The sequence below is a fragment of the Salmonella enterica subsp. enterica serovar Typhimurium str. LT2 genome, from assembly GCF_000006945.2.
Lineage (GTDB): Bacteria > Pseudomonadota > Gammaproteobacteria > Enterobacterales > Enterobacteriaceae > Salmonella > Salmonella enterica.
Genome location: NC_003197.2, coordinates 3,583,284 through 3,596,786, shown reverse-complemented (window position 1 = coordinate 3,596,786; position 13,503 = coordinate 3,583,284). Strand labels below are relative to the sequence as shown.

Genomic DNA, 13,503 nt, shown 5'->3' with positions numbered 1-13,503 from the left:
AATCGTGCTCGCATAAGAATAAAGCGCTTAATTTCTATCCGACACTTGCGTCAGGCTGAGATTTACGTATAATGCGCGGGCTTGTCGTAATTGACGGCAGGTTCGATTTGAACCTCGAATAGCCGATTTGGCTATTTAACAATGCTCCCAATCGGGGAGCTACGTAAGAACGGTTACACTCTCCCATCAATCGTAATGGGTGTGAGGAGTAATCATTTTCGTTTATAAAATAATTGGAGCTCTGGTCTCATGCAGAACCAAAGAATCCGTATCCGCCTGAAAGCGTTTGATCATCGTCTGATCGATCAATCAACCGCGGAAATCGTCGAGACTGCCAAGCGCACTGGTGCGCAGGTTCGCGGTCCGATCCCGCTGCCGACCCGCAAAGAGCGCTTTACCGTTCTGATCTCTCCGCACGTTAACAAAGATGCGCGCGATCAGTACGAAATTCGCACTCACAAGCGTCTGGTTGACATCGTTGAGCCAACCGAGAAAACCGTTGATGCTCTGATGCGTCTGGACCTGGCTGCCGGTGTAGACGTGCAGATCAGCCTGGGTTAATCAGGTCATCGAGCGATTGAGAGGTTGATACAATGATTGGTTTAGTCGGTAAAAAAGTGGGTATGACCCGCATCTTCACTGAAGATGGCGTCTCTATCCCAGTAACCGTAATCGAAGTTGAAGCAAACCGTGTTACTCAGGTTAAAGACCTGGCTAACGATGGCTACCGCGCTGTTCAGGTTACTACGGGTGCTAAAAAAGCTAACCGTGTCACCAAGCCGGAAGCGGGTCACTTTGCTAAAGCTGGCGTAGAAGCTGGCCGTGGTCTGTGGGAATTCCGTCTGGCTGAAGGCGAAGAATACACCGTAGGTCAGAGCATCAGCGTTGAACTGTTTGCTGACGTTAAAAAAGTTGACGTAACCGGTACCTCTAAAGGTAAAGGTTTCGCTGGTACCGTTAAGCGCTGGAACTTCCGTACCCAGGACGCTACTCACGGTAACTCCTTGTCTCACCGCGTTCCGGGGTCTATCGGTCAGAACCAGACTCCGGGCAAAGTGTTCAAAGGCAAGAAAATGGCAGGTCAGATGGGTAATGAGCGCGTAACCGTTCAGAGCCTTGACGTAGTACGCGTTGACGCTGAGCGCAACCTGCTGCTGGTTAAGGGTGGTGTTCCGGGTGCAACCGGTTGCGACCTGATCGTTAAACCAGCTGTGAAGGCGTAAGGGGATAGCAATGGAATTAGTATTGAAAGACGCGCAGAGCGCGCTGACTGTTTCCGAAACTACCTTCGGTCGTGATTTCAACGAAGCGCTGGTTCACCAGGTTGTTGTTGCTTATGCAGCTGGTGCTCGTCAGGGTACTCGTGCTCAGAAGACTCGTGCTGAAGTAACTGGTTCCGGTAAAAAACCGTGGCGCCAGAAAGGCACTGGCCGTGCGCGTTCAGGTTCTATCAAGAGCCCGATCTGGCGTTCCGGTGGCGTGACCTTCGCTGCTCGTCCGCAGGACCACAGTCAAAAAGTTAACAAGAAGATGTACCGCGGCGCGCTGAAAAGCATCCTGTCCGAACTGGTACGTCAGGATCGTCTGATCGTTGTCGAGAAGTTTTCTGTAGAAGCGCCGAAAACTAAGCTGCTGGCACAGAAACTGAAAGACATGGCTCTGGAAGATGTGCTGATCATCACCGGTGAGCTGGACGAGAACCTGTTCCTGGCCGCACGTAACCTGCACAAGGTTGACGTACGCGATGCGACTGGTATCGACCCGGTTAGCCTGATCGCCTTCGACAAAGTCGTAATGACTGCTGATGCTGTTAAGCAAGTTGAGGAGATGCTGGCATGATTCGTGAAGAACGTCTGCTGAAGGTGCTGCGCGCACCGCACGTTTCTGAAAAAGCGTCTACTGCGATGGAAAAAACCAACACCATCGTTCTCAAAGTTGCTAAAGACGCGACCAAAGCAGAAATCAAAGCTGCTGTGCAGAAACTGTTTGAAGTCGAAGTCGAAGTCGTTAACACCCTGGTCGTTAAAGGGAAAGTTAAACGTCACGGACAGCGTATCGGTCGTCGTAGCGACTGGAAAAAAGCTTACGTCACCCTGAAAGAAGGCCAGAATCTGGACTTCGTCGGCGGCGCTGAGTAAGTCGGAGGAGTAATACAATGGCAGTTGTTAAATGTAAACCGACATCTCCGGGTCGTCGCCACGTCGTTAAAGTGGTCAACCCAGAGCTGCACAAGGGCAAACCTTTTGCTCCGCTGGTTGAAAAAAACAGCAAATCCGGTGGTCGTAACAACAATGGCCGTATCACCACTCGTCATATCGGTGGTGGTCACAAACAGGCTTATCGTATTGTTGACTTCAAACGCAACAAAGACGGTATCCCGGCAGTTGTTGAACGTCTTGAGTACGATCCGAACCGTTCCGCGAACATCGCGCTGGTTCTGTACAAAGACGGCGAACGCCGTTACATCCTGGCCCCGAAAGGCCTGAAAGCTGGCGACCAGATTCAGTCTGGCGTTGATGCTGCAATCAAAGCAGGCAACACCCTGCCGATGCGCAATATCCCGGTTGGTTCTACCGTTCATAACGTAGAAATGAAACCAGGTAAAGGCGGTCAGCTGGCACGTTCCGCTGGTACTTACGTTCAGATCGTTGCTCGCGATGGCGCTTATGTCACCCTGCGTCTGCGTTCTGGTGAAATGCGTAAAGTCGAAGCAGACTGCCGTGCAACCCTGGGCGAAGTTGGCAATGCTGAGCATATGCTGCGCGTTCTGGGTAAAGCAGGTGCTGCACGCTGGCGTGGCGTTCGTCCTACCGTTCGCGGTACTGCGATGAACCCAGTAGACCACCCACATGGTGGTGGTGAAGGTCGTAACTTTGGTAAGCACCCGGTAACTCCGTGGGGCGTTCAGACCAAAGGTAAGAAGACCCGCAGCAACAAGCGTACTGATAAATTCATCGTACGTCGCCGTAGCAAATAATTTTAGAGGATAAGCCATGCCACGTTCTCTCAAGAAAGGTCCTTTTATTGACCTGCACTTGCTGAAGAAGGTAGAGAAAGCGGTGGAAAGCGGAGACAAGAAGCCCCTGCGCACTTGGTCCCGTCGTTCAACGATCTTTCCTAACATGATCGGTTTGACCATCGCTGTCCATAATGGTCGTCAGCACGTTCCGGTATTTGTTTCCGACGAAATGGTCGGTCACAAACTGGGTGAATTCGCACCGACTCGTACTTATCGCGGCCACGCTGCTGATAAAAAAGCGAAGAAGAAATAAGGTAGGAGGAAGAGATGGAAACTATCGCTAAACATCGCCATGCTCGTTCTTCTGCTCAGAAGGTTCGCCTTGTTGCTGACCTGATTCGCGGTAAGAAAGTGTCGCAGGCTCTGGATATTCTGACCTACACCAACAAGAAAGCGGCTGTACTGGTCAAGAAAGTTCTGGAATCTGCCATTGCTAACGCTGAACACAACGATGGCGCTGACATTGACGATCTGAAAGTTACGAAAATTTTCGTAGACGAAGGCCCGAGCATGAAGCGCATTATGCCGCGTGCAAAAGGTCGTGCAGATCGCATCCTGAAGCGCACCAGCCACATCACTGTGGTTGTGTCCGATCGCTGAGACTCTGGAGACTAGCAATGGGTCAGAAAGTACATCCTAATGGTATTCGCCTGGGTATTGTAAAACCATGGAACTCTACCTGGTTTGCGAACACCAAAGAATTCGCTGACAACCTGGACAGCGATTTTAAAGTACGTCAGTACCTGACGAAGGAACTGGCTAAAGCGTCTGTATCTCGTATCGTTATCGAGCGTCCGGCTAAGAGCATCCGTGTGACTATTCACACCGCTCGCCCGGGTATCGTTATCGGTAAAAAAGGTGAAGACGTAGAAAAACTGCGTAAGGTCGTAGCGGATATCGCTGGCGTTCCTGCACAGATCAACATCGCCGAAGTTCGTAAACCTGAACTGGACGCTAAACTGGTTGCTGACAGCATCACTTCTCAGCTGGAACGTCGCGTTATGTTCCGTCGTGCGATGAAGCGTGCTGTACAGAACGCCATGCGTCTGGGCGCTAAAGGTATCAAAGTTGAAGTTAGCGGCCGTCTGGGCGGCGCGGAAATCGCACGTACCGAATGGTACCGCGAAGGTCGCGTACCGCTGCACACTCTGCGTGCTGACATCGACTACAACACCTCTGAAGCGCACACCACTTATGGTGTAATCGGCGTTAAAGTGTGGATCTTCAAAGGCGAGATCCTGGGTGGTATGGCTGCTGTTGAACAACCGGAAAAACCGGCTGCTCAACCGAAAAAGCAGCAGCGTAAAGGCCGTAAATAAGGAGCGTCGCTGATGTTACAACCAAAGCGTACAAAATTCCGTAAAATGCACAAAGGCCGCAACCGTGGTCTGGCTGCAGGCGCGGATGTTAGCTTCGGCAGCTTCGGCCTGAAAGCTGTTGGCCGTGGTCGTCTGACTGCCCGTCAGATCGAAGCAGCACGTCGTGCTATGACCCGTGCAGTTAAGCGTCAAGGTAAGATCTGGATCCGTGTATTCCCGGACAAACCGATCACTGAAAAGCCGCTGGCAGTGCGTATGGGTAAAGGTAAAGGTAACGTGGAGTATTGGGTTGCCTTGATTCAGCCGGGTAAAGTCCTGTATGAAATGGACGGCGTACCGGAAGAGCTGGCCCGTGAAGCATTCAAGCTGGCAGCAGCGAAACTGCCGATTAAAACCACCTTTGTAACTAAGACGGTGATGTAATGAAAGCAAAAGAGCTGCGTGAGAAGAGCGTTGAAGAGCTGAACACCGAGCTACTGAACCTGCTGCGTGAGCAGTTCAACCTGCGTATGCAGGCTGCAAGTGGCCAGCTGCAACAGTCTCACCTGTTGAAGCAAGTGCGTCGTGATGTCGCACGCGTTAAGACTTTACTGACTGAGAAGGCGGGTGCGTAATGACCGATAAAATCCGTACTCTGCAAGGTCGCGTGGTTAGCGACAAAATGGAGAAATCCATTGTTGTTGCTATCGAACGTTTTGTGAAACACCCGATCTACGGTAAATTCATCAAGCGTACGACCAAAATGCACGTACATGACGAGAACAACGAATGCGGTATCGGCGACGTGGTTGAAATCCGCGAATGCCGTCCGCTGTCCAAGACCAAATCCTGGACTCTGGTTCGCGTTGTAGAGAAAGCGGTTCTGTAATACAGTACGCATTCTCAACGAATAAACGGCTCAGCGATGGGCCGTTTATTTTTTCTACCCATATCTGATTTGCGGTGTTATAATGCCGCGCCCTCGATATGGGGTTTTTTTAACGACCTGATTTTCGGGTCTCAGTAGTAGTTGACATTAGCGGAGCACTAAAATGATCCAAGAACAGACTATGCTGAACGTCGCCGACAACTCCGGTGCACGTCGCGTAATGTGTATCAAGGTTCTGGGTGGCTCGCACCGTCGCTACGCAGGCGTAGGCGACATCATTAAGATCACCATCAAAGAAGCGATTCCGCGTGGTAAGGTCAAAAAAGGTGATGTGCTGAAGGCGGTAGTGGTGCGCACCAAGAAGGGTGTTCGTCGCCCGGACGGTTCTGTCATTCGCTTCGATGGTAATGCATGCGTTATTTTAAACAATAACAGCGAGCAGCCTATCGGTACGCGTATTTTTGGGCCGGTAACTCGTGAACTTCGTAACGAGAAGTTCATGAAAATTATCTCTCTGGCACCAGAAGTACTCTAAGGAGCGAATCATGGCAGCGAAAATCCGTCGTGATGACGAAGTTATCGTGTTAACCGGTAAAGATAAAGGTAAACGCGGTAAAGTTAAGAATGTCCTGTCTTCCGGCAAGGTCATTGTTGAAGGTATCAACCTGGTTAAGAAACACCAGAAGCCGGTTCCGGCTCTGAACCAACCGGGCGGCATCGTTGAAAAAGAAGCTGCAATTCAGGTTTCTAACGTTGCAATCTTCAATGCGGCAACCGGCAAGGCTGACCGTGTAGGCTTTAGATTCGAAGACGGCAAAAAAGTCCGTTTCTTCAAGTCTAACAGCGAAACTATCAAGTAATTTGGAGTAGTACGATGGCGAAACTGCATGATTACTACAAAGACGAAGTAGTTAACAAACTCATGACTGAGTTTAACTACAATTCTGTCATGCAAGTCCCTCGGGTCGAGAAGATCACCCTGAACATGGGTGTTGGTGAAGCGATCGCTGACAAGAAACTGCTGGATAACGCAGCAGCAGACCTGACAGCAATCTCCGGTCAAAAACCGTTGATCACCAAAGCACGCAAATCTGTTGCAGGCTTCAAAATCCGTCAGGGCTATCCGATCGGCTGTAAAGTAACTCTGCGTGGCGAACGCATGTGGGAGTTCTTTGAGCGCCTGATCACTATTGCTGTTCCTCGTATCCGTGACTTCCGTGGCTTGTCCGCTAAGTCATTCGACGGTCGTGGTAACTACAGCATGGGTGTCCGTGAGCAGATCATCTTCCCAGAAATCGACTACGATAAAGTCGACCGCGTTCGTGGTTTGGATATTACCATTACCACTACTGCGAAATCTGACGAAGAAGGCCGTGCTCTGCTGGCTGCCTTTGACTTCCCGTTCCGCAAGTAAGGTAGGGTTACTAAATGGCTAAGCAATCAATGAAAGCACGCGAAGTAAAACGCGTAGCTTTAGCTGATAAATACTTCGCGAAACGCGCTGAACTGAAAGCGATCATCTCTGATGTGAACGCAACCGACGAAGATCGTTGGAATGCGGTTCTTAAGCTGCAGACTCTGCCGCGTGATTCCAGCCCGTCACGTCAGCGTAACCGCTGCCGTCAAACTGGTCGTCCGCACGCTTTCCTGCGGAAGTTCGGGTTGAGCCGTATTAAGGTCCGTGAAGCCGCTATGCGCGGTGAAATTCCGGGTCTGAAAAAGGCTAGCTGGTAATTGTCACCAATTGAATCACGGGAGTAAAGACAGATGAGCATGCAAGATCCGATCGCGGATATGCTGACCCGTATCCGTAACGGTCAGGCCGCGAACAAAGCTGCGGTCACCATGCCTTCCTCCAAGCTGAAAGTGGCAATTGCCAACGTGCTGAAGGAAGAAGGTTTTATTGAAGATTTTAAAGTTGAAGGCGACACCAAGCCGGAACTGGAACTGACTCTTAAGTATTTCCAGGGTAAAGCTGTTGTAGAAAGCATTCAGCGTGTCAGCCGCCCAGGTCTGCGCATCTACAAACGTAAAGATGAGCTGCCGAAAGTTATGGCCGGTCTGGGTATCGCAGTTGTTTCTACCTCTAAAGGTGTTATGACTGATCGTGCAGCGCGCCAGGCTGGTCTTGGTGGCGAAATTATCTGCTACGTAGCCTAATCGGAGGAAAAAATGTCTCGTGTTGCTAAAGCACCGGTCGTTGTTCCTGCCGGCGTTGATGTCAAAATCAACGGTCAGGTTATTACGATCAAAGGTAAAAACGGCGAGCTGACTCGTACTCTCAACGATGCTGTTGAAGTTAAACATGCAGATAATGCACTGACCTTCGGTCCGCGTGATGGTTACGCAGACGGTTGGGCACAGGCTGGTACCGCGCGTGCCCTGCTGAACTCAATGGTTATCGGTGTTACCGAAGGCTTCACTAAGAAGCTGCAGCTGGTTGGTGTAGGTTATCGTGCAGCGGTTAAAGGGAATGTAGTAAACCTGTCTTTAGGTTTCTCTCACCCGGTTGACCATCAGCTGCCGGCAGGTATCACTGCTGAATGTCCGACTCAAACTGAAATCGTGCTGAAAGGCGCTGATAAGCAGGTGATCGGCCAGGTTGCAGCAGATCTGCGCGCCTACCGTCGTCCTGAGCCTTACAAAGGCAAGGGTGTTCGTTACGCCGACGAAGTCGTGCGTACCAAAGAGGCTAAGAAGAAGTAAGGTAACACTATGGATAAGAAATCTGCTCGTATCCGTCGTGCGACCCGCGCACGCCGCAAGCTCAAAGAGCTGGGCGCAACTCGCCTGGTGGTACATCGTACCCCGCGTCATATTTACGCACAGGTAATTGCACCGAACGGTTCTGAAGTTCTGGTAGCTGCTTCTACTGTAGAAAAAGCTATCGCTGAACAACTGAAGTACACCGGTAACAAAGACGCGGCTGCAGCTGTGGGTAAAGCTGTCGCTGAACGCGCTCTGGAAAAAGGCATCAAAGATGTGTCCTTTGACCGTTCCGGGTTCCAATATCATGGTCGTGTCCAGGCACTGGCAGATGCTGCCCGTGAAGCTGGCCTTCAGTTCTAAGGTAGAGGTGTAAGATGGCTCACATCGAAAAACAAGCTGGCGAACTGCAGGAAAAGCTGATCGCGGTAAACCGCGTATCTAAAACCGTTAAAGGTGGTCGTATTTTCTCCTTCACAGCTCTGACTGTAGTAGGCGATGGTAACGGTCGCGTAGGTTTTGGTTACGGTAAAGCGCGTGAAGTTCCAGCAGCGATCCAGAAAGCGATGGAAAAAGCCCGTCGCAATATGATTAACGTCGCGCTGAACAACGGCACCCTGCAGCACCCGGTTAAAGGTGTTCACACGGGGTCTCGTGTATTCATGCAGCCAGCTTCCGAAGGTACCGGTATCATCGCCGGTGGTGCAATGCGCGCCGTTCTGGAAGTTGCTGGGGTTCATAACGTTCTGGCTAAAGCATACGGTTCCACCAACCCGATCAACGTGGTTCGTGCAACTATTGATGGCCTGGAAAATATGAATTCTCCAGAAATGGTCGCTGCCAAGCGTGGTAAATCCGTTGAAGAAATTCTGGGGAAATAAACCATGGCAAAGACTATTAAAATTACTCAAACCCGCAGTGCAATCGGTCGTCTGCCGAAACACAAGGCAACGCTGCTTGGCCTGGGTCTGCGTCGTATTGGTCACACCGTAGAGCGCGAGGATACTCCTGCTGTTCGTGGTATGGTCAACGCGGTTTCCTTCATGGTTAAAGTTGAGGAGTAAGAGATGCGTTTAAATACTCTGTCTCCGGCCGAAGGCTCCAAAAAGGCGGGTAAACGCCTGGGTCGTGGTATCGGTTCTGGCCTCGGTAAAACCGGTGGTCGTGGTCACAAAGGTCAGAAGTCTCGTTCTGGCGGTGGCGTACGTCGCGGTTTCGAGGGTGGTCAGATGCCTCTGTACCGTCGTCTGCCGAAATTCGGCTTCACTTCTCGCAAAGCAGCGATTACAGCCGAAGTTCGTCTGTCTGACCTGGCGAAAGTAGAAGGCGGCGTTGTAGACCTGAACACGCTGAAAGCGGCAAACATTATCGGTATCCAGATCGAGTTCGCGAAAGTGATCCTGGCTGGCGAAGTCACTACTCCGGTAACTGTTCGTGGCCTGCGTGTTACTAAAGGCGCTCGTGCTGCTATCGAAGCTGCTGGCGGTAAAATCGAGGAATAAGTAGCAGATGGCTAAACAACCGGGATTAGATTTTCAAAGTGCCAAAGGTGGCTTAGGTGAGCTGAAACGCAGACTGCTGTTTGTTATCGGCGCGCTGATTGTGTTCCGTATTGGCTCTTTTATTCCGATCCCTGGTATTGATGCCGCTGTACTTGCCAAACTGCTTGAGCAACAGCGAGGCACCATCATTGAAATGTTTAACATGTTCTCTGGTGGTGCTCTCAGCCGTGCTTCTATCTTTGCCCTGGGGATCATGCCGTATATTTCGGCGTCGATCATTATCCAGCTGTTGACGGTGGTTCATCCAACGCTGGCAGAAATTAAGAAAGAAGGGGAGTCTGGTCGTCGTAAGATCAGCCAGTACACCCGTTACGGTACTCTGGTGCTGGCGATATTCCAGTCGATCGGTATTGCTACCGGTTTGCCGAATATGCCTGGTATGCAGGGCCTGGTGATGAATCCAGGCTTTGCATTCTATTTCACCGCTGTTGTCAGTCTGGTTACAGGAACCATGTTCCTGATGTGGCTCGGCGAACAGATTACTGAGCGCGGTATCGGTAACGGTATCTCAATCATCATCTTCGCTGGTATCGTTGCGGGACTCCCGCCAGCCATTGCCCATACTATCGAGCAAGCGCGTCAAGGCGACCTGCACTTCCTCGTGTTGCTGTTGGTTGCAGTATTAGTATTTGCAGTGACGTTCTTTGTAGTATTCGTTGAACGTGGTCAACGCCGTATTGTGGTAAACTACGCCAAACGTCAGCAAGGTCGTCGTGTCTATGCTGCACAGAGCACACATTTACCGCTGAAAGTGAATATGGCGGGGGTAATCCCGGCAATCTTCGCTTCCAGTATTATTCTGTTCCCGGCGACCATCGCGTCATGGTTCGGGGGCGGTACTGGTTGGAACTGGCTGACAACAATTTCGCTGTATTTGCAGCCTGGGCAACCGCTTTATGTGTTACTCTATGCGTCTGCAATCATCTTCTTCTGTTTCTTCTACACGGCGTTGGTTTTCAACCCGCGTGAAACAGCAGATAACCTGAAGAAGTCCGGTGCATTTGTACCAGGAATTCGTCCGGGAGAGCAAACGGCGAAGTATATCGATAAAGTAATGACCCGCCTGACCCTGGTTGGTGCGCTGTATATTACCTTTATCTGCCTGATCCCGGAGTTCATGCGTGATGCAATGAAAGTGCCGTTCTACTTCGGTGGGACCTCACTGCTTATCGTTGTTGTCGTGATTATGGACTTTATGGCTCAAGTGCAAACTCTGATGATGTCCAGTCAGTATGAGTCTGCATTGAAGAAGGCGAACCTGAAAGGCTACGGCCGTTAATTGGTCGCCTGAGAAGTTACGGAGAGTAAAAATGAAAGTTCGTGCTTCCGTCAAGAAATTATGCCGTAACTGCAAAATCGTTAAGCGTGATGGTGTCATCCGTGTGATTTGCAGTGCCGAGCCGAAGCATAAACAGCGCCAAGGCTGATTTTTTCGCATATTTTTCTTGCAAAGTTGGGTTGAGCTGGCTAGATTAGCCAGCCAATCTTTTGTATGTCTGTACGTTTCCATTTGAGTATCCTGAAAACGGGCTTTTCAGCATGGTACGTACATATTAAATAGTAGGAGTGCATAGTGGCCCGTATAGCAGGCATTAACATTCCTGATCAGAAACACGCCGTGATCGCGTTAACTTCGATCTACGGTGTCGGCAAGACCCGTTCTAAAGCCATCCTGGCTGCAGCGGGTATCGCTGAAAATGTTAAGATCAGTGAGCTGTCTGAAGAACAAATCGACACGCTGCGTGACGAAGTTGCCAAATTTGTCGTTGAAGGTGATCTGCGCCGTGAAATCAGCATGAGCATCAAGCGCCTGATGGATCTTGGTTGCTATCGCGGTTTGCGTCATCGTCGTGGTCTCCCGGTTCGCGGTCAGCGTACCAAGACCAACGCTCGTACCCGTAAGGGTCCGCGCAAACCGATCAAGAAATAATCGGGGTGATTGAATAATGGCAAAGGCACCAGTTCGCGCACGTAAACGTGTAAGAAAACAAGTCTCTGACGGCGTGGCTCATATCCATGCTTCTTTCAACAACACCATCGTGACTATTACCGATCGTCAGGGTAATGCGCTGGGTTGGGCAACAGCCGGTGGTTCCGGTTTCCGTGGTTCTCGCAAATCCACTCCGTTTGCAGCTCAGGTTGCAGCAGAGCGTTGCGCTGACGCCGTGAAAGAATACGGTATCAAGAATCTGGAAGTTATGGTTAAAGGTCCGGGTCCAGGCCGCGAATCTACTATTCGTGCTCTGAACGCCGCTGGTTTCCGCATCACTAATATTACTGATGTGACTCCGATCCCTCATAACGGTTGTCGTCCGCCGAAAAAACGTCGCGTATAACGCTTCGTTTTCCAGGTTAGTTGGAGAAAGAAAATGGCAAGATATTTGGGTCCTAAGCTCAAGCTGAGCCGTCGTGAGGGCACCGACTTATTCCTTAAGTCTGGCGTTCGCGCGATCGATACCAAGTGTAAAATTGAACAAGCTCCTGGCCAGCACGGTGCGCGTAAGCCGCGTCTGTCTGACTATGGTGTGCAGTTGCGTGAAAAGCAAAAAGTTCGCCGCATTTACGGTGTGCTGGAGCGTCAGTTCCGTAACTACTACAAAGAAGCAGCACGTCTGAAAGGCAACACCGGTGAAAACCTGTTGGCTCTGCTGGAAGGTCGTCTGGACAACGTTGTATACCGTATGGGCTTCGGCGCCACTCGTGCAGAAGCACGTCAGCTGGTTAGCCATAAAGCAATTATGGTAAACGGTCGTGTTGTTAACATCGCTTCTTATCAGGTTAGTCCGAATGACGTTGTTAGCATTCGTGAGAAAGCGAAGAAGCAGTCTCGCGTGAAAGCCGCTCTGGAGCTGGCTGAGCAGCGTGAAAAGCCAACCTGGCTGGAAGTTGATGCTGGCAAGATGGAAGGTACGTACAAGCGTAAGCCTGAGCGTTCTGATCTGTCTGCGGACATTAACGAACACCTGATCGTCGAGCTTTACTCCAAGTAAAGCTTAGTACCAAAGAGAGGACACAATGCAGGGTTCTGTGACAGAGTTTCTAAAACCGCGCCTGGTAGATATCGAGCAAGTGAGTTCGACGCACGCCAAGGTGACCCTTGAGCCTTTAGAGCGTGGCTTCGGCCATACTCTGGGTAACGCACTGCGCCGTATTCTGCTCTCATCGATGCCGGGTTGCGCGGTGACCGAGGTTGAGATTGATGGTGTACTACATGAGTACAGCACCAAAGAAGGCGTTCAGGAAGACATCCTGGAAATCCTGCTCAACCTGAAAGGGCTGGCGGTGAGAGTTCAGGGTAAAGATGAAGTTATTCTTACCTTGAATAAATCTGGCATTGGCCCTGTGACTGCAGCCGATATCACCCATGATGGGGATGTCGAAATCGTCAAGCCGCAGCACGTGATCTGCCACCTGACCGATGAAAACGCGTCTATTAGTATGCGTATCAAAGTTCAGCGCGGTCGTGGTTATGTGCCGGCTTCTACCCGAATTCATTCGGAAGAAGATGAGCGCCCAATCGGCCGTCTGCTGGTCGACGCCTGCTACAGCCCTGTAGAGCGTATTGCCTACAATGTTGAAGCAGCGCGTGTAGAACAGCGTACCGACCTGGACAAGCTGGTCATCGAAATGGAAACCAACGGCACAATCGATCCTGAAGAGGCGATTCGTCGTGCGGCAACCATCCTGGCTGAACAACTGGAAGCTTTCGTTGATTTACGTGATGTACGTCAACCGGAAGTGAAAGAAGAGAAACCAGAATTCGATCCGATCCTGCTGCGCCCTGTTGACGATCTGGAATTGACTGTCCGCTCTGCTAACTGCCTCAAGGCAGAAGCTATCCACTATATCGGTGATCTGGTACAGCGTACCGAGGTTGAGCTTCTTAAGACGCCTAACTTGGGTAAAAAATCTCTTACCGAGATTAAAGACGTGCTGGCTTCCCGTGGACTGTCTCTGGGTATGCGCCTGGAAAACTGGCCACCGGCAAGCATCGCTGACGAGTAACCGGATCACAGGTTAAGGTTTTAC

Annotated in this window: 27 protein-coding genes and 27 other annotated features; all 27 genes read left to right on the top strand. The window is 50.8% G+C overall.

Going from position 1 to position 13,503, the window contains the following annotated elements; translation table 11 throughout:
* The first annotated feature begins 233 nt into the window (after positions 1-233).
* Positions 234-239, top strand: a ribosome-binding site (putative RBS for rpsJ; RegulonDB:STMS1H003443).
* The 27 genes from rpsJ to rpoA all read left to right on the top strand — a co-directional run bounded on the left by rpsJ (position 234) and on the right by rpoA (position 13,479).
* The gene (gene rpsJ / locus STM3441) for a 30S ribosomal subunit protein S10 (protein ID NP_462345.1) occupies positions 234-561 on the top strand. Within the gene, positions 250-561 belong to an annotated coding region; the region does not span the whole gene. It overlaps the preceding feature by 6 nt.
* A 20-nt stretch (positions 562-581) precedes the next feature.
* Positions 582-587 (top strand) — a ribosome-binding site (putative RBS for rplC; RegulonDB:STMS1H003442).
* Positions 582-1,223, top strand: a protein-coding gene (gene rplC / locus STM3440) for a 50S ribosomal subunit protein L3 (RefSeq protein ID NP_462344.1). Within the gene, positions 594-1,223 belong to an annotated coding region; the region does not span the whole gene. Its footprint overlaps the feature before it by 6 nt.
* Positions 1,222-1,227 (top strand) — a ribosome-binding site (putative RBS for rplD; RegulonDB:STMS1H003441). Its footprint overlaps the gene before it by 2 nt.
* Positions 1,222-1,839 (top strand): 50S ribosomal subunit protein L4 gene (gene rplD / locus STM3439; protein NP_462343.1). Within the gene, positions 1,234-1,839 belong to an annotated coding region; the region does not span the whole gene. Its footprint overlaps the feature before it by 6 nt. Before rplC ends, rplD begins: the two co-directional genes overlap by 2 nt.
* Positions 1,822-1,827 (top strand) — a ribosome-binding site (putative RBS for rplW; RegulonDB:STMS1H003440). (Overlaps the previous gene by 6 nt.)
* The gene (gene rplW / locus STM3438; RefSeq protein ID NP_462342.1) for a 50S ribosomal subunit protein L23 occupies positions 1,822-2,138 on the top strand. Within the gene, positions 1,836-2,138 belong to an annotated coding region; the region does not span the whole gene. Before rplD ends, rplW begins: the two co-directional genes overlap by 18 nt.
* A gap of 4 nt (positions 2,139-2,142) precedes the next feature.
* Positions 2,143-2,148 (top strand) — a ribosome-binding site (putative RBS for rplB; RegulonDB:STMS1H003439).
* The gene (gene rplB / locus STM3437) for a 50S ribosomal subunit protein L2 (protein NP_462341.1) occupies positions 2,143-2,977 on the top strand. Within the gene, positions 2,156-2,977 belong to an annotated coding region; the region does not span the whole gene. It overlaps the preceding feature by 6 nt.
* 5 nt (positions 2,978-2,982) lie before the next feature.
* Positions 2,983-2,988: a ribosome-binding site (putative RBS for rpsS; RegulonDB:STMS1H003438), on the top strand.
* Positions 2,983-3,272 (top strand): 30S ribosomal subunit protein S19 gene (rpsS, locus tag STM3436; protein NP_462340.1). Within the gene, positions 2,994-3,272 belong to an annotated coding region; the region does not span the whole gene. It overlaps the preceding feature by 6 nt.
* Positions 3,273-3,277: 5 nt before the next feature.
* Positions 3,278-3,283, top strand: a ribosome-binding site (putative RBS for rplV; RegulonDB:STMS1H003437).
* Positions 3,278-3,619, top strand: a protein-coding gene (gene rplV / locus STM3435; RefSeq protein ID NP_462339.1) for a 50S ribosomal subunit protein L22. Within the gene, positions 3,287-3,619 belong to an annotated coding region; the region does not span the whole gene. Its footprint overlaps the feature before it by 6 nt.
* Before the next feature lie 4 nt (positions 3,620-3,623).
* Positions 3,624-3,629 (top strand) — a ribosome-binding site (putative RBS for rpsC; RegulonDB:STMS1H003436).
* Positions 3,624-4,338 (top strand): 30S ribosomal subunit protein S3 gene (rpsC, locus tag STM3434; protein NP_462338.1). Within the gene, positions 3,637-4,338 belong to an annotated coding region; the region does not span the whole gene. (Overlaps the previous feature by 6 nt.)
* Positions 4,337-4,342: a ribosome-binding site (putative RBS for rplP; RegulonDB:STMS1H003435), on the top strand. (Overlaps the previous gene by 2 nt.)
* Positions 4,337-4,761 (top strand): 50S ribosomal subunit protein L16 gene (gene rplP / locus STM3433; RefSeq protein NP_462337.1). Within the gene, positions 4,351-4,761 belong to an annotated coding region; the region does not span the whole gene. (Overlaps the previous feature by 6 nt.) The genes rpsC and rplP overlap by 2 nt, the downstream gene beginning before the upstream one ends.
* Positions 4,750-4,755 (top strand) — a ribosome-binding site (putative RBS for rpmC; RegulonDB:STMS1H003434). It overlaps the preceding gene by 6 nt.
* Positions 4,750-4,952, top strand: a protein-coding gene (gene rpmC / locus STM3432) for a 50S ribosomal subunit protein L29 (protein ID NP_462336.1). Within the gene, positions 4,761-4,952 belong to an annotated coding region; the region does not span the whole gene. Before rplP ends, rpmC begins: the two co-directional genes overlap by 12 nt.
* Positions 4,938-4,943 (top strand) — a ribosome-binding site (putative RBS for rpsQ; RegulonDB:STMS1H003433). It overlaps the preceding gene by 6 nt.
* Positions 4,938-5,206 (top strand): 30S ribosomal subunit protein S17 gene (gene rpsQ, locus STM3431; protein NP_462335.1). Within the gene, positions 4,952-5,206 belong to an annotated coding region; the region does not span the whole gene. The genes rpmC and rpsQ overlap by 15 nt, the downstream gene beginning before the upstream one ends.
* Before the next feature lie 150 nt (positions 5,207-5,356).
* Positions 5,357-5,362, top strand: a ribosome-binding site (putative RBS for rplN; RegulonDB:STMS1H003432).
* Positions 5,357-5,741 (top strand): 50S ribosomal subunit protein L14 gene (rplN, locus tag STM3430; protein NP_462334.1). Within the gene, positions 5,370-5,741 belong to an annotated coding region; the region does not span the whole gene. (Overlaps the previous feature by 6 nt.)
* Positions 5,740-5,745: a ribosome-binding site (putative RBS for rplX; RegulonDB:STMS1H003431), on the top strand. It overlaps the preceding gene by 2 nt.
* The gene (rplX, locus tag STM3429; RefSeq protein NP_462333.1) for a 50S ribosomal subunit protein L24 occupies positions 5,740-6,066 on the top strand. Within the gene, positions 5,752-6,066 belong to an annotated coding region; the region does not span the whole gene. It overlaps the preceding feature by 6 nt. Before rplN ends, rplX begins: the two co-directional genes overlap by 2 nt.
* Position 6,067: 1 nt before the next feature.
* Positions 6,068-6,073, top strand: a ribosome-binding site (putative RBS for rplE; RegulonDB:STMS1H003430).
* The gene (gene rplE / locus STM3428; RefSeq protein ID NP_462332.1) for a 50S ribosomal subunit protein L5 occupies positions 6,068-6,620 on the top strand. Within the gene, positions 6,081-6,620 belong to an annotated coding region; the region does not span the whole gene. (Overlaps the previous feature by 6 nt.)
* Positions 6,619-6,624, top strand: a ribosome-binding site (putative RBS for rpsN; RegulonDB:STMS1H003429). Its footprint overlaps the gene before it by 2 nt.
* Positions 6,619-6,940 (top strand): 30S ribosomal subunit protein S14 gene (rpsN, locus tag STM3427; protein ID NP_462331.3). Within the gene, positions 6,635-6,940 belong to an annotated coding region; the region does not span the whole gene. Its footprint overlaps the feature before it by 6 nt. The genes rplE and rpsN overlap by 2 nt, the downstream gene beginning before the upstream one ends.
* Positions 6,941-6,957: 17 nt before the next feature.
* Positions 6,958-6,963: a ribosome-binding site (putative RBS for rpsH; RegulonDB:STMS1H003428), on the top strand.
* The gene (rpsH, locus tag STM3426; protein NP_462330.1) for a 30S ribosomal subunit protein S8, and regulator occupies positions 6,958-7,366 on the top strand. Within the gene, positions 6,974-7,366 belong to an annotated coding region; the region does not span the whole gene. (Overlaps the previous feature by 6 nt.)
* A 3-nt stretch (positions 7,367-7,369) precedes the next feature.
* Positions 7,370-7,375: a ribosome-binding site (putative RBS for rplF; RegulonDB:STMS1H003427), on the top strand.
* Positions 7,370-7,912, top strand: a protein-coding gene (gene rplF, locus STM3425; protein ID NP_462329.1) for a 50S ribosomal subunit protein L6. Within the gene, positions 7,379-7,912 belong to an annotated coding region; the region does not span the whole gene. It overlaps the preceding feature by 6 nt.
* Positions 7,911-7,916 (top strand) — a ribosome-binding site (putative RBS for rplR; RegulonDB:STMS1H003426). (Overlaps the previous gene by 2 nt.)
* Positions 7,911-8,275 (top strand): 50S ribosomal subunit protein L18 gene (rplR, locus tag STM3424; RefSeq protein NP_462328.1). Within the gene, positions 7,922-8,275 belong to an annotated coding region; the region does not span the whole gene. (Overlaps the previous feature by 6 nt.) The genes rplF and rplR overlap by 2 nt, the downstream gene beginning before the upstream one ends.
* Before the next feature lie 4 nt (positions 8,276-8,279).
* Positions 8,280-8,285: a ribosome-binding site (putative RBS for rpsE; RegulonDB:STMS1H003425), on the top strand.
* Positions 8,280-8,793, top strand: a protein-coding gene (rpsE, locus tag STM3423; RefSeq protein ID NP_462327.1) for a 30S ribosomal subunit protein S5. Within the gene, positions 8,290-8,793 belong to an annotated coding region; the region does not span the whole gene. It overlaps the preceding feature by 6 nt.
* Positions 8,782-8,787 (top strand) — a ribosome-binding site (putative RBS for rpmD; RegulonDB:STMS1H003424). (Overlaps the previous gene by 6 nt.)
* Positions 8,782-8,976, top strand: a protein-coding gene (rpmD, locus tag STM3422) for a 50S ribosomal subunit protein L30 (RefSeq protein ID NP_462326.1). Within the gene, positions 8,797-8,976 belong to an annotated coding region; the region does not span the whole gene. Before rpsE ends, rpmD begins: the two co-directional genes overlap by 12 nt.
* Positions 8,968-8,973: a ribosome-binding site (putative RBS for rplO; RegulonDB:STMS1H003423), on the top strand. It overlaps the preceding gene by 6 nt.
* Positions 8,968-9,414 (top strand): 50S ribosomal subunit protein L15 gene (gene rplO, locus STM3421; protein ID NP_462325.1). Within the gene, positions 8,980-9,414 belong to an annotated coding region; the region does not span the whole gene. The genes rpmD and rplO overlap by 9 nt, the downstream gene beginning before the upstream one ends.
* Positions 9,406-9,411, top strand: a ribosome-binding site (putative RBS for secY; RegulonDB:STMS1H003422). Its footprint overlaps the gene before it by 6 nt.
* Positions 9,406-10,753, top strand: a protein-coding gene (secY, locus tag STM3420; protein ID NP_462324.1) for a preprotein translocase of IISP family. Within the gene, positions 9,422-10,753 belong to an annotated coding region; the region does not span the whole gene. Before rplO ends, secY begins: the two co-directional genes overlap by 9 nt.
* Before the next feature lie 18 nt (positions 10,754-10,771).
* Positions 10,772-10,777, top strand: a ribosome-binding site (putative RBS for rpmJ; RegulonDB:STMS1H003421).
* The gene (gene rpmJ, locus STM3419; RefSeq protein ID NP_462323.1) for a 50S ribosomal subunit protein X occupies positions 10,772-10,901 on the top strand. Within the gene, positions 10,785-10,901 belong to an annotated coding region; the region does not span the whole gene. It overlaps the preceding feature by 6 nt.
* 134 nt (positions 10,902-11,035) lie before the next feature.
* Positions 11,036-11,041 (top strand) — a ribosome-binding site (putative RBS for rpsM; RegulonDB:STMS1H003420).
* Positions 11,036-11,404 (top strand): 30S ribosomal subunit protein S13 gene (gene rpsM, locus STM3418; RefSeq protein NP_462322.1). Within the gene, positions 11,048-11,404 belong to an annotated coding region; the region does not span the whole gene. Its footprint overlaps the feature before it by 6 nt.
* Positions 11,405-11,410 (top strand) — a ribosome-binding site (putative RBS for rpsK; RegulonDB:STMS1H003419).
* The gene (gene rpsK / locus STM3417) for a 30S ribosomal subunit protein S11 (protein ID NP_462321.1) occupies positions 11,405-11,810 on the top strand. Within the gene, positions 11,421-11,810 belong to an annotated coding region; the region does not span the whole gene. Its footprint overlaps the feature before it by 6 nt.
* Positions 11,811-11,830: 20 nt before the next feature.
* Positions 11,831-11,836, top strand: a ribosome-binding site (putative RBS for rpsD; RegulonDB:STMS1H003418).
* The gene (gene rpsD / locus STM3416) for a 30S ribosomal subunit protein S4 (RefSeq protein NP_462320.1) occupies positions 11,831-12,464 on the top strand. Within the gene, positions 11,844-12,464 belong to an annotated coding region; the region does not span the whole gene. It overlaps the preceding feature by 6 nt.
* A gap of 16 nt (positions 12,465-12,480) precedes the next feature.
* Positions 12,481-12,486: a ribosome-binding site (putative RBS for rpoA; RegulonDB:STMS1H003417), on the top strand.
* The gene (gene rpoA / locus STM3415; protein NP_462319.1) for an RNA polymerase, alpha subunit occupies positions 12,481-13,479 on the top strand. Within the gene, positions 12,490-13,479 belong to an annotated coding region; the region does not span the whole gene. It overlaps the preceding feature by 6 nt.
* Positions 13,480-13,503 lie beyond the last annotated feature (24 nt).